General features: G+C 33.1%; 26 protein-coding genes. 9 read left to right on the plus strand and 17 right to left on the minus strand.

Translation table 11 applies throughout. The annotated features are described in order from the left end of the window. Positions 1-38 precede the first annotated feature (38 nt). From QGM60_RS01650 to QGM60_RS01665, 4 genes are all read right to left on the minus strand, one after another. Positions 39-2,336, minus strand: coding sequence for a M1 family metallopeptidase (locus QGM60_RS01650; protein ID WP_281138492.1), 2,298 nt, complete (start codon positions 2,334-2,336; stop codon positions 39-41). Between the two features lie 63 nt (positions 2,337-2,399). Beyond that, complete coding sequence (locus tag QGM60_RS01655) at positions 2,400-2,906, minus strand: DUF6702 family protein (protein ID WP_281138493.1); 507 nt, start codon at positions 2,904-2,906, stop codon at positions 2,400-2,402. A gap of 45 nt (positions 2,907-2,951) precedes the next feature. Then, a complete protein-coding gene (locus QGM60_RS01660; RefSeq protein ID WP_281138494.1) occupies positions 2,952-3,764 on the minus strand; it encodes a hypothetical protein in 813 nt (270 codons plus the stop codon). Next, complete coding sequence (locus QGM60_RS01665; RefSeq protein WP_281138495.1) at positions 3,751-4,566, minus strand: carboxypeptidase-like regulatory domain-containing protein; 816 nt, start codon at positions 4,564-4,566, stop codon at positions 3,751-3,753. Before QGM60_RS01665 ends, QGM60_RS01660 begins: the two co-directional genes overlap by 14 nt. A gap of 145 nt (positions 4,567-4,711) precedes the next feature. On the opposite strand from QGM60_RS01665, the gene pepE reads away from it, so the two are divergent. Beyond that, positions 4,712-5,419, plus strand: coding sequence for a dipeptidase PepE (gene pepE / locus QGM60_RS01670; RefSeq protein ID WP_281138496.1), 708 nt, complete (start codon positions 4,712-4,714; stop codon positions 5,417-5,419). 2 nt (positions 5,420-5,421) lie between these two features. On the opposite strand, the gene QGM60_RS01675 is transcribed toward pepE, so the two are convergent. Next, positions 5,422-5,847, minus strand: coding sequence for a GNAT family N-acetyltransferase (locus tag QGM60_RS01675; protein WP_281138497.1), 426 nt, complete (start codon positions 5,845-5,847; stop codon positions 5,422-5,424). Between the two features lie 120 nt (positions 5,848-5,967). Further along, the gene (locus QGM60_RS01680) at positions 5,968-6,363 is read right to left on the minus strand and encodes an ankyrin repeat domain-containing protein (protein ID WP_281138498.1); all 396 of its coding nucleotides are present in this window, start codon (positions 6,361-6,363) and stop codon (positions 5,968-5,970) included. A gap of 264 nt (positions 6,364-6,627) precedes the next feature. On the opposite strand from QGM60_RS01680, the gene gpmI reads away from it, so the two are divergent. Further along, on the plus strand, positions 6,628-8,145 hold the full coding sequence (gpmI, locus tag QGM60_RS01685) for a 2,3-bisphosphoglycerate-independent phosphoglycerate mutase (RefSeq protein WP_281138499.1): 1,518 nt from the start codon (positions 6,628-6,630) through the stop codon (positions 8,143-8,145). 44 nt (positions 8,146-8,189) lie between these two features. After that, positions 8,190-8,588 carry a hydrolase gene (locus QGM60_RS01690; protein ID WP_281138500.1) on the plus strand — a complete coding sequence of 133 codons (399 nt, stop codon included), beginning with the start codon at positions 8,190-8,192 and terminating at the stop codon, positions 8,586-8,588. Between the two features lie 15 nt (positions 8,589-8,603). Here the strand turns inward: QGM60_RS01690 and QGM60_RS01695 are convergent, their stop codons facing one another. Continuing rightward, positions 8,604-9,869 (minus strand): acetyl-CoA hydrolase/transferase C-terminal domain-containing protein, encoded by a 1,266-nt coding sequence (locus QGM60_RS01695; protein WP_281138501.1) that lies wholly within the window; start codon positions 9,867-9,869, stop codon positions 8,604-8,606. Between the two features lie 125 nt (positions 9,870-9,994). On the opposite strand from QGM60_RS01695, the gene map reads away from it, so the two are divergent. The 4 genes from map to QGM60_RS01715 are packed head-to-tail and all read left to right on the plus strand — an operon-like array spanning position 9,995 to position 12,753. Next, positions 9,995-10,813, plus strand: coding sequence for a type I methionyl aminopeptidase (gene map, locus QGM60_RS01700; protein WP_281138502.1), 819 nt, complete (start codon positions 9,995-9,997; stop codon positions 10,811-10,813). Between the two features lie 9 nt (positions 10,814-10,822). Further along, positions 10,823-11,602 (plus strand): DUF3050 domain-containing protein, encoded by a 780-nt coding sequence (locus tag QGM60_RS01705; protein ID WP_281138503.1) that lies wholly within the window; start codon positions 10,823-10,825, stop codon positions 11,600-11,602. 5 nt (positions 11,603-11,607) lie between these two features. Then, the gene (locus tag QGM60_RS01710; RefSeq protein WP_281138504.1) at positions 11,608-12,378 is read left to right on the plus strand and encodes a class I SAM-dependent methyltransferase; all 771 of its coding nucleotides are present in this window, start codon (positions 11,608-11,610) and stop codon (positions 12,376-12,378) included. A 6-nt stretch (positions 12,379-12,384) separates the two neighbouring features. Further along, positions 12,385-12,753 carry a DUF423 domain-containing protein gene (locus QGM60_RS01715; RefSeq protein ID WP_281138505.1) on the plus strand — a complete coding sequence of 123 codons (369 nt, stop codon included), beginning with the start codon at positions 12,385-12,387 and terminating at the stop codon, positions 12,751-12,753. A gap of 93 nt (positions 12,754-12,846) precedes the next feature. Here the strand turns inward: QGM60_RS01715 and QGM60_RS01720 are convergent, their stop codons facing one another. The 3 genes from QGM60_RS01720 to QGM60_RS01730 are packed head-to-tail and all read right to left on the minus strand — an operon-like array spanning position 12,847 to position 15,109. Beyond that, on the minus strand, positions 12,847-13,824 hold the full coding sequence (locus QGM60_RS01720) for an FAD:protein FMN transferase (protein WP_281138506.1): 978 nt from the start codon (positions 13,822-13,824) through the stop codon (positions 12,847-12,849). 20 nt (positions 13,825-13,844) lie between these two features. Next, positions 13,845-14,222: a Na(+)-translocating NADH-quinone reductase subunit F gene (locus QGM60_RS01725; protein ID WP_281138507.1), complete on the minus strand. Its 378-nt coding sequence runs from the start codon at positions 14,220-14,222 to the stop codon at positions 13,845-13,847. A gap of 20 nt (positions 14,223-14,242) precedes the next feature. Beyond that, positions 14,243-15,109 (minus strand): DUF4846 domain-containing protein, encoded by an 867-nt coding sequence (locus tag QGM60_RS01730; RefSeq protein WP_281138508.1) that lies wholly within the window; start codon positions 15,107-15,109, stop codon positions 14,243-14,245. 68 nt (positions 15,110-15,177) lie between these two features. Between QGM60_RS01730 and QGM60_RS01735 the strand changes: the two genes are divergently transcribed. Together QGM60_RS01735 and QGM60_RS01740 are read left to right on the plus strand one after the other, a co-directional pair. Beyond that, complete coding sequence (locus QGM60_RS01735; protein ID WP_281138509.1) at positions 15,178-15,543, plus strand: cupin domain-containing protein; 366 nt, start codon at positions 15,178-15,180, stop codon at positions 15,541-15,543. Between the two features lie 38 nt (positions 15,544-15,581). After that, positions 15,582-16,019 (plus strand): Na(+)-translocating NADH-quinone reductase subunit F, encoded by a 438-nt coding sequence (locus QGM60_RS01740; protein WP_281138510.1) that lies wholly within the window; start codon positions 15,582-15,584, stop codon positions 16,017-16,019. A 98-nt stretch (positions 16,020-16,117) separates the two neighbouring features. On the opposite strand, the gene QGM60_RS01745 is transcribed toward QGM60_RS01740, so the two are convergent. The 7 genes from QGM60_RS01745 to QGM60_RS01775 all read right to left on the minus strand — a co-directional run bounded on the left by QGM60_RS01745 (position 16,118) and on the right by QGM60_RS01775 (position 23,228). Further along, on the minus strand, positions 16,118-16,954 hold the full coding sequence (locus QGM60_RS01745) for a hypothetical protein (RefSeq protein ID WP_281138511.1): 837 nt from the start codon (positions 16,952-16,954) through the stop codon (positions 16,118-16,120). Between the two features lie 116 nt (positions 16,955-17,070). Beyond that, entirely contained in the window at positions 17,071-18,381 is a 1,311-nt protein-coding gene (gene nqrF / locus QGM60_RS01750) for an NADH:ubiquinone reductase (Na(+)-transporting) subunit F (protein WP_281138793.1), read from the minus strand. Positions 18,382-18,393: 12 nt separating this feature from the next. Continuing rightward, positions 18,394-19,128, minus strand: coding sequence for an NADH:ubiquinone reductase (Na(+)-transporting) subunit E (gene nqrE / locus QGM60_RS01755; RefSeq protein ID WP_281138512.1), 735 nt, complete (start codon positions 19,126-19,128; stop codon positions 18,394-18,396). 85 nt (positions 19,129-19,213) lie between these two features. Next, complete coding sequence (locus tag QGM60_RS01760; RefSeq protein WP_281138513.1) at positions 19,214-19,858, minus strand: NADH:ubiquinone reductase (Na(+)-transporting) subunit D; 645 nt, start codon at positions 19,856-19,858, stop codon at positions 19,214-19,216. Positions 19,859-19,862: 4 nt separating this feature from the next. After that, the gene (locus QGM60_RS01765; RefSeq protein WP_281138514.1) at positions 19,863-20,654 is read right to left on the minus strand and encodes a Na(+)-translocating NADH-quinone reductase subunit C; all 792 of its coding nucleotides are present in this window, start codon (positions 20,652-20,654) and stop codon (positions 19,863-19,865) included. Position 20,655: 1 nt separating this feature from the next. After that, positions 20,656-21,879 carry an NADH:ubiquinone reductase (Na(+)-transporting) subunit B gene (locus tag QGM60_RS01770; RefSeq protein WP_281138515.1) on the minus strand — a complete coding sequence of 408 codons (1,224 nt, stop codon included), beginning with the start codon at positions 21,877-21,879 and terminating at the stop codon, positions 20,656-20,658. Then, complete coding sequence (locus tag QGM60_RS01775; protein ID WP_281138516.1) at positions 21,879-23,228, minus strand: Na(+)-translocating NADH-quinone reductase subunit A; 1,350 nt, start codon at positions 23,226-23,228, stop codon at positions 21,879-21,881. Before QGM60_RS01775 ends, QGM60_RS01770 begins: the two co-directional genes overlap by 1 nt. Between the last annotated feature and the right edge of the window lie 160 nt (positions 23,229-23,388).

Consider the following 23,388-nt stretch of genomic DNA (forward strand, 5'->3'; position numbering starts at 1 on the left):
TTTAACAAGTCGACTTTTATTATTACTTGGACTACTTCTTAGTCTTCTGTTTTATTTTTAAACTTGTCAAAGTCGCTTTCCTTCTCTTCTATTGGCCATGAGTTGTTAGAAGTATCTACATCAGCAGTTTCTAAATCAGGGTCTACAGTAATAGATACAATTTCTTTTTCAGAAGCAATAGCTTTACTAACCTCTTTATCATTTAGTCTCCAAATCTGAGCAGGATATGTTATCTTTTCTTTAGAACCGTCAGCATATTCATACTGAACGATAAGCGGCATTACCAAACCTCCTGGTTTATCAAAAGTTACTTGATAGAAGTATTTTGGAGTTTCTTTGATTGCCTTTTGTTCTTCTGGCGTAAAATTATCCATGATGTATTCTTTTACTGTCGGAAGATTTTCCATTGTTTCAGCGTTCTTGATAGCATCATCATAACCTTCTTCTCCTTCACCTATAAAATACACTAATGAATTTGGATCGATATTATAACGCTCTGCTAACCTTGTACCATTATCGTTTGGTTTAGATGTTACTGCAAATTTCTTTACTTCTTTAATACCAATATCTGTATAATCTGTAGTATAGAACCAACCTCTCCAGAACCAATCTAAATCAACTGCTGAAGCATCTTCCATAGTACGGAAGAAATCTTCTGGTGTTGGGTGTTTAAACATCCAACGTTGTGCGTATTCTCTAAATGAATAATCAAATAAATCGCGTCCCATTACGGTTTCTCTTAAGATATTCAACCCTGTTGCAGGCTTACTGTAAGCATTATTTCCAAATTGGTAGGTATTAAGACCTTTCGTCATAATTGGCGCGATGTAATCTTGATCACCTCCCATATATCTTACAATATTTTTTGCTGGACCTCTACGAGAAGGATATTTATCATGACCTTCAGATAAAGCTGTAGGGTTCCATTCCCCAAAATCTTGTTCTGCAACATACTGAACAAATGTATTCAAACCTTCGTCCATCCATGTCCATTGACGCTCATCGCTATTCACAATCATTGGGAAAAAATTATGCCCAACTTCATGAATAATTACACTGATCATTCCATATTTAGTTCTCTCAGAATAGTTACCATCTTTATCTGCACGACCAAAATTGAAACAAATCATAGGATATTCCATTCCCATTGGTGTATTTACAGAAATGGCTTTATGGTAAGGGTAATCAAACGTCATACGTGAATAAGATTTTAAAGTACTCGCCACAGCTCTTGTAGACCACTCTTCCCACAACGGATTACCTTCTTTTGGATATAATGACACAGCCATAACATCCTTGTCTCCAATTTTTACAGCCATCATATCCCAAATGAATTTTCTTGACGTTGCAAAACCATAATCACGCACCATTTTAGCTGAAAACTTCCAAGTTTTTTTCTTTTTGCTTTTAGATTTTTCTGCTTTTATCGCTTCATCTTCAGTTACAATCATTACAGGATTATCATAAGATTTTTGAGCTTTTTTGTAACGCTTCATCATCTCTTTAGAAAAAACTTCTTCTCTATTGGTTAAAACACCTGTAGCGTCTACAATATGATCTGCAGGTACTGTAATGTTTACATCAAAATCACCAAATGGTAAAGCAAACTCATCACGACCCCAGAACTGAGAATTCTGCCAACCTTCAACATCATTATAGACTGCCATACGTGGATAAAATTGCGCTATGGTATACAGATTATTACCGTCTTCTTCAAAATGCTCATAACCTGAACGGCCACCATCTTCAACATGGTTATTAATGTTATACCACCATTTAATTTTAAAAGAAAATTTATCACCTGTATTCATTGGTTTTGGTAGCTCAACACGCATCATGGTTCTATTAATTGTGTATGCTAAATCTTTACCATCAACATTTTTTACATGTTCAATGTTAAAACCACCATCAAAAGGTTCTTCTAAATAGGTTTTTACAGCTCTAGAAGATGTTGTAGCTGGGCCAATACCAGAAGAGTTTATTAAAGGTGTTTTAGAATCTTTGGCACGCATATTTTGATCTAGCTGTACCCAAAGATATTTTAATTCGTCTGGTGAGTTGTTTGTGTAAGTAATGGTCTCATCACCATATAATTTTGTGTTATCATCATCTATTTCAATATCCATCTTATAGTCTGCTTGTTGCTGGTAATAAGCTGGACCTGGCGCACCAGAACCTGTTCTAAACATGTTTGGAGTTGCAAACTCATCATACAACTGTTTGAATTTGTTTTGGTTAGTATGACCCGGCTTACGTTCAGGTTTTGTCTCATCTTGAGCATATGTGCTTGCTGAAACTAAAAATAAAGCACACAGAAAATAGTTGAAAATTTTCATATGAAATTTTTTGTTTAAAAAATGAGCCCTAAAATAATTATTTAAGGCGTTTTTAACGTTTTTTTAATCAAAGTTTAACATGCATTCATCATTGTCTGGGATAAGTAGAAAGCTCTTATTGACGTCAAAAGCTTTTATCCTAACAATATTTTGCTGAGCAGGAAGTATATCAAACAAAACCTTATTTGTTATCTCAATGGTCTTTACGTCAGAAACATTCTCTATTTCAAGATAGCAATAGGTAATGTCATCTTTATATTCTTTCCCGATATAATTGAAACTTAGTTTTTGACCGTTAACTTTAACTTGAAGTTTATCTTCCAAATAACGTTTTATATATGCTTTGATTTCTTCTGCTTTGTTGTCTGGTGCTAAAATGATGTCTTCATCATAGCGTTCTCGTAGAAGCTTTTCAAAATCATCAATAAATATTTGACTGATAATCTGTACAGATCTTTGATCTTTTACATACTCAACTTCTGTAACACTTACATAGTATTCATGCTGAATATCATTAGATGTAAGCAAAGGCATTAAGAAAAAAGCAAAAGCTATTTGAAGTAATTTCATTTTATAAAATTGATTTTTTAAGCAAATCCAAAAAACATTCCAAAATTACTCTTTAACAGCGGATTCTCTATTTTTCTTGTAAGCTTTTAACTTTGCTTTTAGAAAATCTATGGCTTTGAGGTCGTTGTTTTCGTAACATAACGCTTTAAACCCATCATCTTCCTGACAAAACATAAAGTATTCATTCTTTAAATTATCGGCTAAAGTATCGGTTTCAAAAATAGCTGTTTCATATTCTCTTCTTAGCCTGCTTATGCATTTTTCCTCTTCATCTAAAGCTACTATTTCCTTGAGTTTTTTAGTTCTTCCACTTACTGTGTTAAGTATTTTATGTAAGTTAAGAGAAACTCCAGCGCCGAAAGGACCTCCATTTATTGAACCTATTGGTCCACTATCCGCATCATGGAGCTTACGTTCATTTTGCGTTAACGGTTTGCCTTTGTAACCTGGAATTCCTAAATCGTAAAAATTAATTTCTGTTTCTGCATCTGAGTTTTCTAGATCAGACTGCAAACTTCCTGTCAAAATCTTACCTACAATAACCTCTCTAAGTTCATTAATTGCTTCGGTGAGTTGCACTTTGAAATATCCTAAATTGACGATAGAATCGGTGATGATAAATTGTTTGTTTTGATATTTTAAACTAGAAATAAACAAGGTATCTGAAGCCTTTGCCACAATGGTAAAACTCCCATCCTCTTCTGATACCGTATATTTTGAAGCAGTTTGATTTAAAATATGTATGCCTTCAACTTCGTCATTAGCTTCTAGCTGTCCATTTATTTCTTTCCGTTGAGCATTACCAACAGAAATAAAAAAAAACAACAGTAAAACGAGAAGTTTTTTAATCTTTATCACCTTCTTTTTTTAGGAAAGATTTGCTGAGTTGGGTAATACGTTCTAAGAATTGTATTTCTTTGTCTTCTTCTAAAAGCTCTTCATCAATACCTTGCTCTTCCACATAATCAATAAACTCACCTATTTTTTCTAGAGGTATATCAAAATTGTTGTGGATGTAATTAATACTATAATTATCTAAAGCCTGTTTGAATGGAGTTCTTTTTAGTTCTTTTTCTTTTTTTGTTTTAGACTTCTCTTCAATATCTGCTACCTGACTTACTAAAAACCCAGCAAGGTTTACAAGGTTAAGCATGTGTTCCATTCCTGGATTATACTCATTAAATGCAACGTTTTCCGCTTCCGTTTTATAGTCTGCCGAGAACTCAAAATCTTCAATATGATCTAATCCAAAATAAACATCATCTAAACTTACGTTATAGGTTCTTACATTTTCAAGATCTGCCCCAAGATTTCCTGTTAAACCAAAAGGCAAGAGCACCACCTCATCTAGCTTATTAACTTCTTCTACCAAAATCACTGTAAGTTGTTTAGACTCTATTACATCCTCAGTAATTGTAACTTTAAAATCCTGAAATTGCAAAGCGCCAAATTCAATGATATCATTAACAGCAACATTTATCTTAAAATCACCTTTTTCATCTGTGACTGTACCTTTATTTGATGATAAATTAAAAACCGTTACCCCTTCCTTATCTGGTGATGAAACAATAATTCTTCCATTGACAGGAAACCTCTCTGTTTCTTGAGCAAAAACTGAAATGGATAAGAGAGTAAATAATATGAGTAGTGTATTTTTCATTATGTTGGTTTTATTGTAATAAATTTCGGATATATTCTTTAAATCTCATAGCAATACCTTGATAAATGTTTGTTAAAACCGTAAACGGATATTCTAAAAAAGTCTTTTGTACTTTGTATTTTTGAAAAAAATAAAACCTAATATTTTGAAATCCATATTAATTGCCAGTACTTCTACAATACATGGAAGTGGTTATTTAGAGTATCTTTTAGATGAACTTAAAGTACATTTTAAAAATGCTAATGAAATCTTATTCATTCCTTACGCAAGACCTGGTGGTATTTCTCATGATGAATACACCTCAAAATCTAGTGAGGCCTTTCTTAAAATAGGAAAAACGGTAAAAGGTATTCATGAATTTGAAAATGCAAAAGATGCTATTGAGAATGCTAAAGGTATATTTGTTGGTGGTGGTAATACTTTTGTTTTAGTTTCACAACTATATAAAAATGATGTCCTTTCTTCCATAAAAAATGTCGTGAATAATGGCATACCATATCTTGGTACAAGTGCCGGAAGCAATATTTGTGGACTTACAATTAATACTACTAACGATATGCCTATTGTTTATCCACCAAGTTTTAAAACTTTGGGTTTTGTTCCTTTTAATATCAACCCTCACTATTTAGATCCCATTCCTGGCAGTACACACATGGGAGAAACTAGAGAAACACGTATTAAGGAATTTCATGCCTATAATACACAACCCGTTATTGGTCTTAGAGAAGGTAGTTGGATTGAAGTAAAAGATGAAAAACTAACTTTAAGAGGTAACCTTGAAGCTAGAATTTTTGAATATGGAAAATCCCCTTATGAAATTGAAACTAATTCTGATTTAGCTTTTCTGAAGTAAAATTATATTCTCTTCAAAAAGTGATATCCTAAGATTTCAAAACCTTCATTAAAATAAAACTTGTGTGAAGGATGATTACTTACATAGGTATTCAACTCTATGGATTGGCATCCTTGTTGTTTAACATAATCATGTACCCAAGCCATAAATTGCTTACCTAAACCATTACCTCTAAATTCTGGCTCTATGTAAACATGATCTAGTTCAACAGACCTTCCACTATAATGCCTGGTACAGAACCACATACCACAAACACCAATAATAATATCATTTTTTAATATCACAGCACATTTGTAATTCTGATATTTTATTTCCTCGAATCGTGATTTTAATAACTCTTCACTAATCTTAGCTTCATTCAACTTAAAAATTAACGGAACTATATTTTCCAAGTTCTCATTTGAAATAATTTTGAAATGATAATCCATAATTAAAAACTATATAATATCCTAAACACTAAATTAATAAAGGTTTATAATTTTATAAATAAAAAAGCGCCTCAATGAGGCGCTTTTTTTAACTAACTAACTCAAATAATTGTCTAATCCTTAGACATCTGTTCTTTTAAAACGCTTAAGAAACATTTCTGCATCTTTTGCTTTGGCGTTCTGTGCATGCCTTAATGGCGTAAAGCCTAAATCACAACCTTCATGTATTTTAGATCCTGCTGTAATCAACACTTTAAGCATATCTACACGATTATATTTTGCAGCATAATGAATTGGCATCATACCATTAGATTTCACATTTACATCTGCTCCTGCTTCTATAAGATTTTTTACAGTTTCAATATCGCCTGTGGCTACTGCTTTACAAAGCGGACTAACCTCAACTGGTTTTACCGCTACATTTTCAAAATTTGAAATTTCTACTTCGTTTGTTGCATTTAAATTACTGATTGAAAAGCCTAATGCTAAAGCTAAAATTACTACTGTTTTTTTCATGATGAAAGATTTTAAAATTTAATTGATTTGTTTTTTGATATACTAAATAGACGACAGAAAATTCATTCTGTTACACCCTCAAAAATTTTATAACATTTTTTTAACGCTTTGAAAACAAATATGTTAATGCTTTTACAAAAGCTTCAACCCTCATTATTACTACTTTACCAAAACTTAAAATAGAGTTAATCTCTTAAATTTTTTCGGCTAACAAATTTGTAATAGTGTTGTATATGTTATCTTTGATATGTTAAAAATTCACTCATGAACAAAAAGGTTATTTTAATGATTTTAGATGGTTGGGGTAAATCTCCTGACCCTAAAGTCTCAGCTATAGACAATGCAGAAACTCCATTTATAGATGCTCTTTACACACAATACCCAAATGCAAGCCTTAGAACAGATGGGTTGCATGTTGGCTTGCCAGAAGGACAAATGGGAAACAGCGAAGTTGGACACATGAATCTCGGTGCTGGACGCATTGTATATCAAGACCTAGTGAAGATAAATCTTGCGGTTAAAAACAAAACCATTCAAGATGAACTAGTCTTAAAAAATGCCTTTGAGTATGCTAAATCAAATAATAAAAATGTTCACTTTTTAGGTTTAGTAAGTGATGGTGGTGTACATTCACACATCAATCATTTGTTTGGACTTATAGATGCCGCTAATGATTATGGTCTAGAGGATGTTTTTGTACATGCGTTTACAGACGGTAGAGATGTAGACCCTAAATCTGGTTATGGTTTTATTTCCGATCTAGAAGACCATTTAGAAAAAACTACTGGCAAACTTGCAACTGTTACTGGTCGCTATTACGCCATGGACAGAGATAAACGTTGGGAACGTGTTAAACTAGCTTACGATGCTTTGGTTGAAGGTAAAGGAGACCACACTACCAACATCTTAAAATCTATTCAAGAAAATTATGAAAATGATGTCACAGACGAATTTATAAAACCTTTAGTTATTGTTGATGATAATGACAATCCTAAAGCCATGATTAAAAATGATGATGTTGTTATTTTCTTCAATTTTAGAACGGACAGAGGTAGACAATTAACACAAGTTTTATCTCAGGAAGATTTTCATGAATATAACATGCATAAGCTAAATCTTCACTACGTTACTATGACGAATTATGATGACAGTTTTACAGGCATCAACGTTGTTTTTAATAAAGACAACCTCACCGAAACCTTAGGTGAAGTCCTAGAAAAGCATCACAAAAAGCAGATTAGAATTGCTGAAACAGAGAAATATCCTCATGTTACTTTTTTCTTTTCAGGAGGTAGAGAAGAACCTTTTAATGGTGAAACAAGAATTTTGAGAAACTCACCAAAAGTTGCCACTTATGATCTTCAACCAGAAATGAGCGCTTACGAACTGCGTGATGCCTTAGTTCCTGAATTACAAAAGGGAGATGTTGATTTTGTCTGTTTAAATTTTGCTAATGGAGATATGGTTGGTCATACAGGTGTTATGGAAGCTGCTATAAAAGCTTGTGAAGCGGTTGATGAATGTGTAAAAGATGTTGTTACAACAGCATTAGAAAACAACTATACAACAATCTTAATTGCAGATCATGGCAATTGCGAAACCATGATAAATCCTGATGGTACACCTAACACAGCTCATACTACAAATCCTGTTCCTGTTATTTTAATTGATAAAGATTTAAAAGAAATTAAAGACGGTATTTTAGGTGATATTGCTCCAACAGTATTAAAACTTATTGGTATTCCTCAACCGGAAGCAATGACACAACACAGCCTTGTATAAGGTTGTTATTATTGTACCTTTGCCTCTCAATTTGAATTAATAGCATGAATTTTCAGGATAGATTGATTATAGCCGTAGATTTTGATGGTACCATTGTTGAAGATGCCTACCCTAAAATTGGTAAAACAAGAATCTTTGCTTTTGAAACTTTAAAACGCCTACAACAAGATGGTCACAGACTCATACTTTGGACCTATAGATGCGGATCAAAACTTCAAGAAGCAGTTGATTTTTGTAAAGACAATGGTATTGAATTTTATGCTGTTAATGCTAGCTTTCCTGAGGAAAAATTTGACGAAACCAGAAGCCGTAAAATCCATGCGGATATCTTTATAGATGACCGTAATATAGGAGGCATCCTCGGTTGGGGTGAAGTTTATCAACTAATTACCAACGAGGAGCCTGATATTAAAAGTGTTAAGAAAAAATGGTGGCAGTTTTAATAAACTTAATTTCCATTAAATCATCTCATAGTAAGCTTTATCTATAGCTTCTCTATGATCTGGATGTGCAATATTAACTAAAGCCTTTACACGCTCTTGAATGGTTTTTCCATATAAATTAGCCACACCATATTCTGTAACTACATAATGTATGTGTGCTCTTGTTGTTACCACACCTGCACCAGGTTTTAGCGTTGGCACTATTCTACTAACGCCTTTTTTAGTAACAGACGGTAATGCTATAATAGCTTTTCCTCCTTCACTTAAAGATGCGCCTCTAATAAAATCCATCTGTCCTCCAACACCAGAATACATATGTCCACCTATAGAATCTGCACAAACTTGACCAGTTAAATCGACCTCAATTGCCGAATTTATAGCAACCATTCTAGGATTTTGTTTTATTACAGAAACATCATTAGTATAGTTAGAAGCTCTCATTTCTATAAAAGGATTATCATCTACATAATCGTATAAACGCTGTGAACCCACCAAGAATGTAGCTAAGGCTCTACCTCTATTAATACCTTTGTAATTACCATTTATAACATCTTCTAAAATCAAATCGATGACTCCATCAGAAAACATTTCGGTATGTAATCCTAAATCTTTGTGATTATGTAATCTTGTTAATACCGCATTAGGAATATTTCCTATTCCCATTTGCAACGTACTTTTATCTTCAATCAATTCTGCTATATAATCACCTATTTTATTTTCAACGGCAGAAGGCTCAGCCATATCATGAGTTGGTAAAGGAATATCGCACTCTACAAAAGCATCAATTTCTGTATGGTGAATAATGCCCGCTCCGTGCGTTCTAGGCATTTGTTTGTTAACCTGAGCAATGACGTAATCTGCATTGTCAATAGCAGCCAAAGTAGCCTCTACAGAAACACCTAATGAACAATAACCATGTTTATCTGGAACCGAAACATGTATAAGTGCTACTTGTAAGTCAACTATATTTCGTTTGAATAACAATGGTACCTCACTTAAAAAGACAGGTGTGTAAGAACCGTTTCCAGCGTGTAACGTATGTCTTACGTTCTTTCCGATAAAAAAGGAATTGACATGAAAACTTTCAGCATATTCTGGATTAGCGTAAGGAGCTTCACCTTCAGTATGTAACTGGCAAATCTCAACATTTCTCAACTCTTCATGTCTATCGGCAAGTGCTTTAACTAATAAGGTCGGTGCTGCAGCGGCTGCTTGCACATATATTTTATCGTTAGACTTTACAACTTTTAATGCTTCTTCTGCGGTAACTGTTTTATACATTTTATATCAATTTTTGTACTACAAACTTATAACAGTAAAGTTATTTAAAAACTGTTATTTATCATGTTTTAGTAAAATTATAAAATCGTTATAATTACCTATCTTTGCAGCTCAATTTAGGAAACATGATTATCGTAAAAACAAGAGAAGAAATTGAATTAATGCGTCAAAGTGCACTTATAGTTTCTAAAACTTTAGGTATGCTCGCAAAAGAAGTTAAAGAAGGTGTTACCACCAATCATTTAGATACAATTGCTGAAGAATTTATTAGAGACCACGGAGCTTTACCTGGTTTCAAAGGACTTTATGATTGTCCTTCAACGTTATTATGTAGTGTTAATGAAGCTGTTGTACACGGGTTACCTACAGACACACCCTTAAAAAATGGAGATATTGTTTCTATAGACTGTGGAGCATTGATGAACGGTTTCTATGGAGACCACGCTTATACCTTTGAAATTGGTGATGTTGCTGAAGACACTAAAAAATTAATTAAAACCACTAAGGAGTCTTTATACGTAGGTATAGAGCAATTGAGAGTTGGTAATAGAGTTGGTGATGTAGGCTTTGCTATACAGCAGTATTGTGAAGCCGAAGGTTATGGTGTTGTAAGAGAACTTGTAGGACATGGATTAGGACGTAAGATGCATGAAGATCCTGAAATGCCAAACTATGGAAGACGAGGACGAGGTAAAAAATTTATTGAAGGAATGGTTGTTGCTATAGAACCTATGATAAATATGGGAACACATAGAGTAAAACAACTAAAAGATGGTTGGACAATTGTAACACAAGACGGTAAACCTAGTGTACATTTTGAACACGATATAGCCATTGTAGATGGGCAACCAGAAATACTTTCAACCTTTGCTTATGTTAATGAAGCTTTAGGAATCACCTCGACTGAAGAAGATAAATTTAGACAAAAAGCATTGGTTTTATAATTACACCGAATGAACATTACGCAATTAGAATCCGAATTAACATCCCTAAGGGCTGAGTTAAATAATCATAAGTTATATAGTGCTTTAGAATCCATTGAAGATATCAAAACTTTCATGGAGCAACACGTATTTGCTGTTTGGGACTTTATGTCTTTGCTTAAAGCACTTCAAAATCAACTGACCAATACAACTGTACCTTGGACACCTGTTAAAAATCCATCCACTGCACGTTTTATTAACGAAATTGTACTTGGTGAAGAAACGGATGTTAACGAATTAGGCGAGCCTAAAAGTCATTATGAAATGTATTTGGATGCTATGGATCAAATTGGTGCTAACACATCTCAAATCTCAGATTTCATTAACTATATTGTTAATGGTTATTCTATACTTGATGCTGCGAAAAAATCAGATTTAAATTCTGAAACTCTAAAATTTGTTCAGTTTACATTTGATATTATAAATACTAAAGAATCACATAAAATTGCTTCGGCTTTTACTTTTGGAAGAGAAGATGTTATTCCTGATATGTTTTTTCAAATTATAAACCAATCTAAAACCGAAGATGAAACCTATAGCAAGTTAATCTACTATCTCAATAGACATATAGAGTTAGATGGTGATGAGCATGGTCCTTTATCACTAAAAATGATTGAAGAATTATGTGGAGAGGATACTACTAAGTGGAATGAGGCTTTAGAAATCTCAAAACTTGCATTACAATATAGAATATCACTTTGGGATGGTATTTATAATTTAATTACTTCTAACAAAACTATTGAAGTTTAGCAGTATTGAAACGTCTTTCAAAATTTATATTAAACCTTATTCCGAGACCTTTATTAATAAGGCTAAGCTATGCTGTAGCGCCTATTTTAGCATTAATACTAAAAGGTAAGCGCTATACAGATCCCATTGATGGTAAAAGTTTTAAAACGTTTTTGCCTTATGGTTATGTAAAACAGCGTGAAAATATTTTATCGCCTTCTACCCTTTCTTTAGAGCGTCATCGTTTACTATGGTTGTATTTAAAAGATGAAACTGATTTCTTTTCAGCTCAAAAAAAAGTGTTACACTTTGCGCCTGAACAGTGTTTTTTAAAACGCTTTAGATCACTCAAAAATTTAGATTACACTACTACTGATTTATTATCACCAATTGCAGACGTTAAAGCTGATATATGCAATCTTCCTTTTGAAGATAACAGTTATGACGTTATACTCTGCAACCATGTTTTAGAACATATTCCTGATGACACAAAAGCAATGCAAGAGCTTTTTAGAGTTATGAAACCTAGAGGTTGGGGAGTTTTTCAGATCCCTCAAGATTTAAACCGAGAGATGACATTTGAAGATGATTCTATTACGGATAAAGCCGAACGTGCCAAAATTTTTGGACAATACGACCATGTTCGTGTTTATGGTAGAGATTATTTTGATAAATTAAGAAGTATTGGTTTTAGAGTTGAAGAAATAGATTATACATCAAAACTTTCTGATACTAAAATTGACAAATTCCGTTTAGCTAAAGGTGAAATTATCCCTTTGGTTTACAAAGAAAACTAATAACAAATGCCACAACAAATTTTTATAATTACGGCTGCTATTTTTGGTATGCTAGCTATAATTATTGGTGCTTTTGGAGCACATGCCTTAAAGAAAATCTTATCCGAAGATCAACTCAAAAGTTTTGAAACTGGTGTAAAATATCAAATGTACCACGCTATAGTTTTACTTGTACTTGGATTCAATTTTCAGTTTTCAACCTCTGCAATGTATTGGTGTTTTACTTTGGGAATTATCTTATTTTCATTTAGTATCTATGGTTTAGTAATAAGCGATGCTAAAAGAAAAAAACTACGCTTCTTGGGTCCAGTCACACCACTTGGTGGTTTACTTTTCGTAATTGGTTGGTTACTTATTCTGTTACAAGCTTTATAAATAAAAAGTCGCACCTGAAACGAACAACGGCACGACTTTTTGAATTTTGATTAATAGCAATTATAAGACACACTATTTCTGTGCGAGTCACTATTATTCAGGAAAGTTATTCAAAGAAAGTGTTTCTAATTCTCCGTTCTCGTTTTCAAAAATAAAATAGGCTTTAAGCTCTTGTCTCGCGTATAAAAAATCTGTTACCTTTTCTATTCCCATAGCCTGAAAAGCTGTAGCGTATGCATCTGCCGCCATACAGTTTTCTGCAATCACAGATACGCTCAAAATATTCGTTTTTGTTGGGTAGCCTGTTTTTGTATTAATGATATGTGCATAGCGATTGCCAGCTTCATCTACTTTAAATTTTCTATACGTACCTGAAGTTGCCATAGCTTCATCTTTAAGCGCAATGACTTTAGAATAGGATTGTTCACCTTCAAAATTAGGATCATCAATACCAACTTTCCATGATGTGTTTTTTTCTAGGTTAATGCCTTTTACGCGTATTTCTCCACCTATCTCAACCAAGTAGTTCTCAATATTTTTACTTTCTAAAAATTCACCAATAACATCGACTCCGTAGCCTTTGGCAATGGCATTAAAGTCTAAATAAGAATTTGTGCTTTTTATTACTTTTTTATCCCTTAATCCCATTCTATTAAAACCAACAGTTTTCATCAAACTATCGATAGCTGTACTATCTATATTGGTTATTTTTCCTTCAGGACCAAAATCCCATGCGTTTACTACAGCACCAATTGTGGGATCAAAAGAACCTTCAGTTTCTCTATAAATACGTTTTGCAGTTGTAAACACGCGCTCAAAATGCTCATCAACTTCAGGAGATTCTCCTTTATTAATTCTAGAAATTTTAGAATCAGCAATGTAAGTCGACATGGATTCGTTTACACTTTTGAAAAGCTCATCAAACTGCTTTTTGAAATTTTCGTCGTCTTCCGAATAGTATTGTATATTATAAGTAGTACCAAATACAGGACCATTTATCTTTATATTCTTTGGTTCGCTTTCGCATGAAAAAAACGCAATAAGAATAAAAATAATGAGAAGCTTCTTCATAAATTTTTATGGGAATAATATTAATTTAGGTTCATATCAATAACCTGAATTCCGTTATATTCAATAAGGTATTCTTCGTTTAAGTAAATAGGTAAATCCTCACCGTTTGGGTTGCCTAAGCCTACTCCTGCATAAAGTACTTTTGCATTTTTTTCAAAAGCGTGTTTTTTGAACGTCTCCATCCAAACCACATCAAAATTATTAGGATTGTCTGGCAATATTACAGCTCTAACCACTACAAAATAGTATTGACTATTTTTATCGATACATACAAATTGCGGGTGTCTTTTTAGTTTACTGTTTATGGCAATAAATTCAAAACCACGTGATTCTAAATCTTTACCAACATGATTCATTGCTAAGTTATGTATTTCTTGAGGTGTAAGGGATTTACTCATTATACAAAGATACAAAGTTGTTATTTAAACCTCACAAATTTTGCACTGCTAAAGGTGTAGTTTGAAACTGGAGTAATGGCATCGTCTTCTAACTCATACCAAGGAGATATTGTTGTATCTGTAAGATTCTTAACTAGGTGAACGCTCTGCGCTGGTGTATTACCTTGAAAAAGTAAGAATAGCTTCTCTCCGCTTTCATTTTCCGCTTCATCACATATCATCACAATATGCCCAGGAGATCCACCTTTAATCAGCATATCACCAATTTGTAAATTTTTTGAATTAATAGATTTTAACTCATTATAAAGTGATAACGTACCAGAATACATATAAATAAGATTCAAATACTTGTAAAAATTGTCTTTAGAATGGTTGGCTGCAGCCGTTTTATGAAAAGTTACTTTATTTCCATTGATTTTTGGTCGGTACCCTTCGGCATATTTTTTCCAAGAACAATAATGACCAGATGTAAAATTAAAGCCAATCTCATCTTTTCTATTGTTGTCCCAAAGGTATTCACTTCGTATTCTTATTAATGCGTCTGCGCACTGTTGTAAACCGTTTTTAGGTACAGGGACTTCAAGTATACCTATATGACCTCTTTGCCAAAAATATTCAGTGTCATCATAGTTCATAATCTTACTTCCGAAAGCTTTTAACTTGTAATTTCTAAGATACTCTTGAAAACTGCCTTTTGGGTAATTTACGCGCTTATAACCTTCCGGTACATTCACTCTAGATTTTATAGTTAAACTATCCTTGTTGATTAAACTTGGAGTTCTTATGGTTGACTCAACAACACTTACCACTTGTTTTACAGGCTTAAATTGATAAGCCAAAACAACTACTGAAATAATTAATAATAAAACGAGTAAAGCTTTTTTCATATTAAGAAAAACGTTTGAACATTCTACTTTGTTATATAAAACTCAAAATTGTTAATTTTAAGGCACTTATGAAACAGTTAATTCTTATTTTCTTACTTTTTATTTTCTCATGTGAAGAAAACAAACCTAATCTACCAGATCCTTTAGAAGCTGGTTGGAAAAGTGAATCAGTTTGTGAAGTTATTGAGGACAGCAAAGAACTTAGAGTCTTAAAATGTACATTCGAACCTGGTGTAGGTCATGAAAAGCATTATCATAATCCACACTTTGGTTACACATTAAAAGGAAGTAAGTTCAAGCTTACGGATTACAAAGGTACCAGAGAAATTAATGTTCCAACTGGATATACTTTTAAGAAAGATAGTATTACAACTCATGAGGTCCTAAATATTGGAGATAGTACAGCTGTTTTTCTGATTATGGAATACAAGTGAATTTTATTTCTTATCTTTTATACTGAAAAAGATGAATTATGAAAACTTCAAATCGCTTTGATAATGCTATCAAAAAATTATATACTGCTTTTCACAATAACACACTAAATCCTGAAGATTGTAAACAATGTGCGGTTGGAAACATTTTGGATCACAAAGATAGTTGGAAACATCTAACGGACATTCATGGCTCTGTACGTCTAAATTATGTTGGTTTGGTACATCAAAATCTTGGTAGAAAATTCAATGGTTTTTCACCTTTAGAATTACTCCAAATTGAAGCTGCTTTTTTAAAAGCTTGTGGTTATGATTTAGGACATAGTTTCTGTCATAAACCAGAAAAACCAATGACAAAAGACATACTCTTCAAAGGCCTTTCTGAAGTAGTTTCAATACTTTGTGAGTTAGATGAACTATCAGATGTTATGGATTGCTCTGAGCTATTTGACTTTAATGCTATAAAGCAAATGCTTTAGTTTGCAAATAGAAATAACAAAGCATTTCAATGAAATATGCAAAAAAACAGCCCATATTTCAAAAATATAGGCTATTCTAAATTAATTAAATTTATACATTAATAATAAGTGTATTCATATCTTAATGATTGACTTATGCTACCTCCCTCAGTCATATAAGTTCTTTCCATCACAGTAGGATAGCCGCTATTGTTATAGGTATACTCATAAGATATTGTTCCAGTTAATTCATCTGTATCAGAATTATATTCACTAGCAGCATTAATATTATTATTTGAAGATGCTCCTAATAACTTTCTAAAATAATCTGGTTTGACATTCTTAAGTGGATGATTTTTGTCATCATAACTATATGTCAAATAAGTCGGAGACCAAAAGTAATCACTATTTTCATATCGAGTCATATTACCATTTGAATCAAATTCCATAGTTTCCGTATTAGAGATATTATCTACATCATCACAATCTGAAAATTCTGCATCTTCATAATAGAAATGTCTAAATAAACTAACATTTTGAGTACTATCATCATATTCAAATTCAATTCTATCGACCTCAGGTAAATCATCGCTATAAGAAATATCTTGACAAATTTTTACAACTAAATCATTTTCATATTCTAGATAATCTATCTCAGTTCTAGTATCACCCCAAGCATCTAATTCAACCTCTGTGAATGAAACCATAATATTTTCTGAATCATATTCATAAGTTGTTTCAATTGATTCACCATAAATATTTGTAAATGTCATACTAGACACATTGCCTTCTGAGTTATACTCATAAGTAGTTGTCTCCTCAGTAACACCACTGCTTATTTTTTTAATTGTTTTAATTTTTGATCCATCACCTGCAGAAGGTGAATCATTGTCACTGTTTTCAGATGAGCATGACAAAATAATTGAAGATAAAGTAAAAAGTAATAGTTTTTTCATATTGTTAAATTTCAGACAAATATATAATTATATACAAATTACACAACTCAACAACACTCAATAAACAAAAAGCCGACTCTAAAAGAGTCGGCTTTTTGTTTTTTTATATGTTTGGCTTATCCACCAAAGTCGTCAAATCTAATGTGTTCATCTGGGATACCAAAATCCTCACCCATTTTCTGAACAGCTTGGTTCATTAATGGTGGACCACAAAAGTATAATTCGATATCTTCTGGCGCATCGTGAAGGCTTAGGTAATTATCAATAACACAGTTATGAATAAATCCTACGAAACCATCACCTGCTTCATCATTGATATCTTTCTTCACTTTCCAGTTATCTTCCTCAAGAGGTTCAGATAATGCCAAGTAAAATTTAAAGTTAGGGAAATCTCTTTCTAATTCTCTAAAATGCTCTAAATAGAACAATTCACGCTTAGAACGACCACCATACCAATAGGTTACTTTTCTACCAGTTTTTAATGTTTTGAATAGATGATACAAGTGAGAACGCATTGGCGCCATACCTGCACCACCACCAACATAAAGCATTTCACTTTCAGATTCGTTGATAAAGAATTCACCGTAAGGACCTGAAATTACTACCTTATCGCCTGGCTTTTGAGCAAAAATGTATGAAGAGGCAACACCAGGATTTACATCCATCCAGCCATTTTTATTTCTATCCCATGGTGGAGTAGCTATACGTACGTTAAGCATAATTTCTCTACCTTCTGCTGGGTAAGAAGCCATAGAGTATGCACGCTCTACCGTTTCATTATTCTTCATTACTAAAGGCCAAAGACCAAACTTATCCCACTCTGCTTGAAACTTATCTGGTGTTTCGTGCTCTTCAGGGTGAGCTGTAATATCTATATCTGAATATTTAATTTCACAAGGTGGAATTTCAATCTGAATATATCCACCAGCCTTGTAATTCATATCTTCAGGAATTTCTACTACGAATTCCTTGATAAATGAAGCTACGTTATAATTTCTTACAACAACAGCTTCCCATTTTTTGATACCAAAAATCTCTTCAGGAATGGTTATTTCCATATCCTGCTTTACTTTTACTTGACAAGCCAAACGTGCACCATGTTGCAATTCTTTTCTAGAGAAGTGAGGTGTTTCAGTTGGTAATGCTTCACCACCACCTGATAATACATGACATTCACATTGGATACAAGTTCCACCACCACCACAAGCAGATGGTAAAAAGACTTTTTGTCCACCTAAAGTACTTAAAAGTGTACCTCCAGAAGCTACTTCTAATTCTTTTTCACCATTAATAGTGATCTTTACAGGGCCAGAAGGAGATAATTTTTGTTTTACAAATAGCAATAATGCAACCAGTACTAATGTTACTAATAAAAATGCACCTACTGTTGCTACTATTGTTCCGATTGTATTTGCGGCTAATATCATCATACTAATCAATTACTTGTTTGTATTTTCAGCTACATTTAAGTTAGACTCAACTTTAGCTTCTTTGTTTACTTCTTCTTTTATTGTTTCGACAGTTGCAGTTTTGTTTTCAGGTTTAGACTCTTCATCACCACCTGTCAACATTCCACCAAAACTCATAAAACCAATCGCCATTAGACCTGTAATAATAAACGTAATACCTAAACCTCTTAAAGCTGGTGGTACGTTACTATATCTAATTTTTTCACGTATAGCAGCAATAGCTAAAATTGCCAAGAACCAACCAATACCAGAACCTACACCATAAGTTGTAGCTAAACCTAAAGTTGGTATTTCTCTAGATTGCATAAATAAAGAACCACCTAAAATAGCACAGTTTACAGCAATTAATGGTAAGAATATACCTAATGAGTTATAAAGTGATGGGGAAAATTTCTCAACCACTATCTCTACTAATTGTACCATCGTTGCGATTGTAGCAATAAACATGATAAAGGATAGGAAACTTAAGTCATAAACTGCATAATCTTCTCCTAACCATTTTAATGCTCCTGGTTGTAATATATATTGATCTAACAACCAGTTTAACGGTACTGTAATTGCTAAAACGAAAATTACGGCAGCACCCAGACCAACGGCAGTAGACACTTTTTTAGATACAGCTAAGTAAGAACACATCCCTAAAAAGGTTGCGAATACCATGTTATCTATAAATATCGATTTAAAAAATAATTCTATATGTTCCATATTTTTAAAAGTCTTCAGTTTTCAGTTTTTCAGTCAACAGTAGCTTATCTGCATACTGTTAACTTATTTACTGATTACTTAATTATTAGTCTTCTATTAAGTCTTTATTTCTTGAACGTTGTACCCAGATAATAATACCTACAACTATAAGTGCCATTGGCGATAATAACATAAAACCGTTATTTTCATAACCTATAGAATATAGTCCTGTTTTTTCAATAGGGTCACCCAATACTTTAAAACCTAATAAAGTACCAGAACCTAAAAGTTCTCTAAAAAATCCTACTATAATTAATATTACACCATAACCTGCAGCATTACCAATACCATCAAGAAATGATCTCCAAGGACCGTTACCTAAAGCAAACGCTTCAAAACGTCCCATGATAATACAGTTAGTAATGATAAGCCCAACGAAAACAGATAAGGTTTTACTTAATTCATATGAGAAAGCTTTAAGCACTTGGTCAACTATAATTACTAAAGCTGCAACAACTACAAGCTGAACTATAATTCTAATTTTAGAAGGAATAATATTTCTCATTAAAGAGATAACCACATTCCCTATACCTAATACAGCCATTACTGATATTGCCATTACTATAGACGCTTTTAATTGCGCTGTAATCGCTAGAGCAGAACAAATACCTAATACTTGGATAGTAATTGGGTTATTATCCGCTAATGGATCAGTAATTAATTTGGCATCTTTTTTTGATAAAAGTCCCATATGATTAGTTGTTTTTTAAGTTATCGAAATAAGGCTTGTAAAGTTTTAAATCACTTTTTATCATTGCTGTAACACCATTTCCTGTAATGGTAGCACCAGCAATAGCATCAACCTGATTATCTGTTTTATCTTCGTTTTTAGGATCTGCGTTACCTTTAGCAACATCAATTCCTTTAAAAACTCCTGCTTCAGTTAATAAATGCTCTCCGTAGAAATCGTCCATAAAGAAACGTTCTTTAATATTAGCACCTAAACCTGGCGTCTCACCTTTATGATCAAAATAAGCACCTTGAACAACCATATCTTTATCCATTGATATGAATCCCCAAATAGCATCCCATAAACCTTTACCATATATTGGTGCTACATAATAAGTCTTACCATCTTTTTCACCTATAAATAAAGGTAATTGTCTAGGTTCACCAGCAGCTGCATTAGACTTTTGCTTTTTAATATCAATTAGATACGGCTCCTTATTATTCTCAGCAACATATTCGTCACCTGTTTGAGTTTTTAAGATTTTTCCATCAGCATCAACAGTGATAACAATTTGTTCTTTTATGTATTTAGAAAAATCTTCTGGTGCTTGTTCTGTAGAAACAAAAATCGCACTACTCTCATCATTATTGTTAATACCCATTGCGTATAGAATATTTTGTTGCTTTTCTATACGTTGGTTTTCAGAAATTTTTGGAGCTAAAGATGACGCTGTAAAGGCTAATAAAGCTCCTACAATAAATACCATTATGATGGCAAATATTATTGTGTAAATATTACTGTCTGTTTTATTACTCATCTTAAGCTGTTTTTACTTTTACACGTTTCATTCTTTTCTTCACATTACCTTGAACTACGTAATGATCAATTGTAGGTGCAAAAACGTTCATTAATAAAATTGCTAACATCACACCTTCTGGATATGCTGGGTTGAATACACGAATCATAATTGAAATAAAACCAACTAAGAAACCATATATCCATTTACCTTTTGTAGTTTGAGAAGCCGTAACAGGATCTGTTGCCATAAAAACCGTACCGAAAGCAAAACCACCAATTAATAAATGATGCCAGAACTCAGTACTCATTAAGCCATAAAACTTACTAGATTCTGTGATCCATCCTGAACTTACAACACCATTAAAGATTAAGCCCATTACTAAAGCTCCTAGTACTGAAGATAACATAATTCTCCAGCTTCCAATTTTAGTGAAGATTAAGAATAATGCTCCTAATATGATTAGTAAGGTTGATGTTTCACCAACCGATCCTGGTATAATACCGTAAAACATATCCATAACATCATATCCTGCTGCTTTACCTTGTGCTAAACTTCCTAATATTGTTTCACCAGATATGGCATCTACATTTTGACCTGCCGCAATCATTTGATCACGTTCAACTGCTCCATGTACCCATACTTTATCACCTGACATCCATGTTGGATAAGCGAAGAATAAGAATGCTCTTATCGTTAAAGCTGGGTTAAGAATATTCATTCCTGTACCACCAAACACTTCTTTACCAATTACAACACCAAAGGCTACTGCTACTGCTAACATCCAAAGTGGTGTATCTACAGGAACTATTAACGGCACTAACATACCTGTTACTAAGTACCCTTCTTCTACTTCGTGTTTTTTAATAACAGCAAATAGGAATTCTATTGCTAAACCAACACCATAAGATACAATGACTAATGGTAAAACTTTTTGCAAACCGATAACTAAGTTATCCCAATTCCAAAATGCTCCATCAAAGAATCCAGCCGCAGGAGCAATTTCTCCTAAAGCTAAGTGGTGCTGATAACCAGCATTGAACATACCGAAAATTAAACATGGTACTAAAGCCATGATTACAATATTCATTGTACGTTTTAAGTCGTCCGCCGCCTTAATATGTGTACCACCATGAGTAGTTTCGTTCGGCAAGTATAAAAATGTATGAAGTGCATTAAAAGCCGGAGCCATTTTAGTGCCTTTATACTTTTCTTTAAGATTATGTAAATTACTTTTTAAGCTCATTATCCTATCTCTTTAAGCATTAAGTCTAATCCTTCTCTAATTATTTTTTGGTGTGGTTGCTTAGATACACAGATAAATTCTGTTAATGCAAAATCTTCTGGTGCAACTTCATACATCCCTAAAGCTTCCATTTCATCTAAATCTTGATACATACAAGCTTTTAGAATTTGTAATGGATATATGTCTAATGGAAAAACTTCTTCGTAAGAACCTGTAACAACAAATGCTCTGTGCTCACCATTAGTATTGGTATTTAAATCAAATTTCTTCTTAGGGTTTAACCATGAAAATGTTAAAGCTCTAGATGTTGAAACTTTATTGAAAATTGGCTTATTCCAACCAAAAAACTCGTAATCATCTCCTTCTGGAATAACTGTAATTACATTACTGTAATAATCTAAATTCCCATCTGGAGCTACTTGCTTTCCTGACAATACGTTTCCTGAGATAATACGATCATTACCGTCTTTATCAACTCCGTTATCATACACCATAGTTGAAACCTCTGAACCAATCTTAGTTTTAAAGTATCTTGGTTTTTTAACTGAAGATCCTGCTAAAGCAACAATACGTTCAGCATTGAATTTACCAGTTAAAAGAAGCTCTCCTATAATTACCAAATCTTGAGCATTTACTGTCCAAGCAACTTCACCTTTATTAATTGGATCAACTTTGTTGATAAGAGTTCCTACGTTTCCTGACGGATGTGGTCCTGAAACTTTATGAACAACAACATCATTCAAACCTGCAAGAGGAGAACTGTTGCTACCTACAGAAACATGAACCTTACCTTCTGTTAACTTTGATAAAGCTGTTACTGCTGTTTGTAATTCAGTTTCTTTTCCTTGAAGAGTATAATCTAAATCTGCAGCTAAAGGTGCACTAGCATAACCCGAAATAAAGATTGCCTTTGGCGAATGCTCTGGGTTTGCTACTACATCGTAAGGACGTTGCTTAACAAAAGCCCAACATCCCGACTGTAATAAATGAGCCTTTAATTTATCTGCATCTGATGATAAATCAAATTTACCATGATCCACATAAACCTGCTCCTTATCTGCAGTTATTTTTATAGCGTCTATACGACGTCTTGGTCCACGTTGTACTTCAGTTACTTCACCAGAAACTGGCGATACAAACTTCATAGCCTCATAATCTTTATTATGAAATAAAGTCTCACCTGCCTTAACACGCGTACCTTCTTTAGCAATAAGTTTTGGGATAATACTGTGGAAATCTTCGGGTCTTACAGAGTAGAAATTGCTTACTATAGCATTTTCTGTTGCTTTTTCGGCGTTACCTACAAGCTTTATGTCTAAACCCTTTTTAATTCTGATGTCTTTTGACATATGTATTAAAGATTAGTTATCTAAAAATCGGTGCAAATTTAATAATTAATGCGCAATAATATTTCAAAATAAAGTTAGTATTTTTATTTATAATGATTATAAATAACTAAAACCACCAAGGCATAGAATTTGATTATCTTTACACCATAGTTTTATTACA

The organism is Winogradskyella sp. SYSU M77433 (genome assembly GCF_029911945.1).
Classification (GTDB): Bacteria; Bacteroidota; Bacteroidia; order Flavobacteriales; family Flavobacteriaceae; genus Winogradskyella.

Bases quoted from the DNA above. Each gene is read 5' to 3' on its own strand.
- QGM60_RS01760 (WP_281138513.1), bottom strand. From the start codon at position 19,858: ATGGGACTTTTATCAAAAAAAGATGCCAAATTAATTACTGATCCATTA.
- QGM60_RS01725 (WP_281138507.1), bottom strand. From the start codon at position 14,222: ATGAGTAAATCCCTTACACCTCAAGAAATACATAACTTAGCAATGAAT.
- QGM60_RS01715 (WP_281138505.1), top strand. From the start codon at position 12,385: ATGCCACAACAAATTTTTATAATTACGGCTGCTATTTTTGGTATGCTA.
- nqrF (WP_281138793.1), bottom strand. From the start codon at position 18,381: ATGATATTAGCCGCAAATACAATCGGAACAATAGTAGCAACAGTAGGT.
- QGM60_RS01675 (WP_281138497.1), bottom strand. From the start codon at position 5,847: ATGGATTATCATTTCAAAATTATTTCAAATGAGAACTTGGAAAATATA.
- QGM60_RS01765 (WP_281138514.1), bottom strand. From the start codon at position 20,654: ATGAGTAATAAAACAGACAGTAATATTTACACAATAATATTTGCCATC.
- map (WP_281138502.1), top strand. From the start codon at position 9,995: ATGATTATCGTAAAAACAAGAGAAGAAATTGAATTAATGCGTCAAAGT.
- QGM60_RS01655 (WP_281138493.1), bottom strand. From the start codon at position 2,906: ATGAAATTACTTCAAATAGCTTTTGCTTTTTTCTTAATGCCTTTGCTT.
- nqrE (WP_281138512.1), bottom strand. From the start codon at position 19,128: ATGGAACATATAGAATTATTTTTTAAATCGATATTTATAGATAACATG.
- QGM60_RS01665 (WP_281138495.1), bottom strand. From the start codon at position 4,566: ATGAAAAATACACTACTCATATTATTTACTCTCTTATCCATTTCAGTT.
- QGM60_RS01705 (WP_281138503.1), top strand. From the start codon at position 10,823: ATGAACATTACGCAATTAGAATCCGAATTAACATCCCTAAGGGCTGAG.
- QGM60_RS01730 (WP_281138508.1), bottom strand. From the start codon at position 15,109: ATGAAAAAAGCTTTACTCGTTTTATTATTAATTATTTCAGTAGTTGTT.
- QGM60_RS01740 (WP_281138510.1), top strand. From the start codon at position 15,582: ATGAAAACTTCAAATCGCTTTGATAATGCTATCAAAAAATTATATACT.
- QGM60_RS01690 (WP_281138500.1), top strand. From the start codon at position 8,190: ATGAATTTTCAGGATAGATTGATTATAGCCGTAGATTTTGATGGTACC.
- QGM60_RS01770 (WP_281138515.1), bottom strand. From the start codon at position 21,879: ATGAGCTTAAAAAGTAATTTACATAATCTTAAAGAAAAGTATAAAGGC.
- QGM60_RS01735 (WP_281138509.1), top strand. From the start codon at position 15,178: ATGAAACAGTTAATTCTTATTTTCTTACTTTTTATTTTCTCATGTGAA.
- QGM60_RS01650 (WP_281138492.1), bottom strand. From the start codon at position 2,336: ATGAAAATTTTCAACTATTTTCTGTGTGCTTTATTTTTAGTTTCAGCA.
- QGM60_RS01745 (WP_281138511.1), bottom strand. From the start codon at position 16,954: ATGAAAAAACTATTACTTTTTACTTTATCTTCAATTATTTTGTCATGC.
- gpmI (WP_281138499.1), top strand. From the start codon at position 6,628: ATGAACAAAAAGGTTATTTTAATGATTTTAGATGGTTGGGGTAAATCT.
- QGM60_RS01720 (WP_281138506.1), bottom strand. From the start codon at position 13,824: ATGAAGAAGCTTCTCATTATTTTTATTCTTATTGCGTTTTTTTCATGC.
- QGM60_RS01775 (WP_281138516.1), bottom strand. From the start codon at position 23,228: ATGTCAAAAGACATCAGAATTAAAAAGGGTTTAGACATAAAGCTTGTA.
- QGM60_RS01680 (WP_281138498.1), bottom strand. From the start codon at position 6,363: ATGAAAAAAACAGTAGTAATTTTAGCTTTAGCATTAGGCTTTTCAATC.
- QGM60_RS01695 (WP_281138501.1), bottom strand. From the start codon at position 9,869: ATGTATAAAACAGTTACCGCAGAAGAAGCATTAAAAGTTGTAAAGTCT.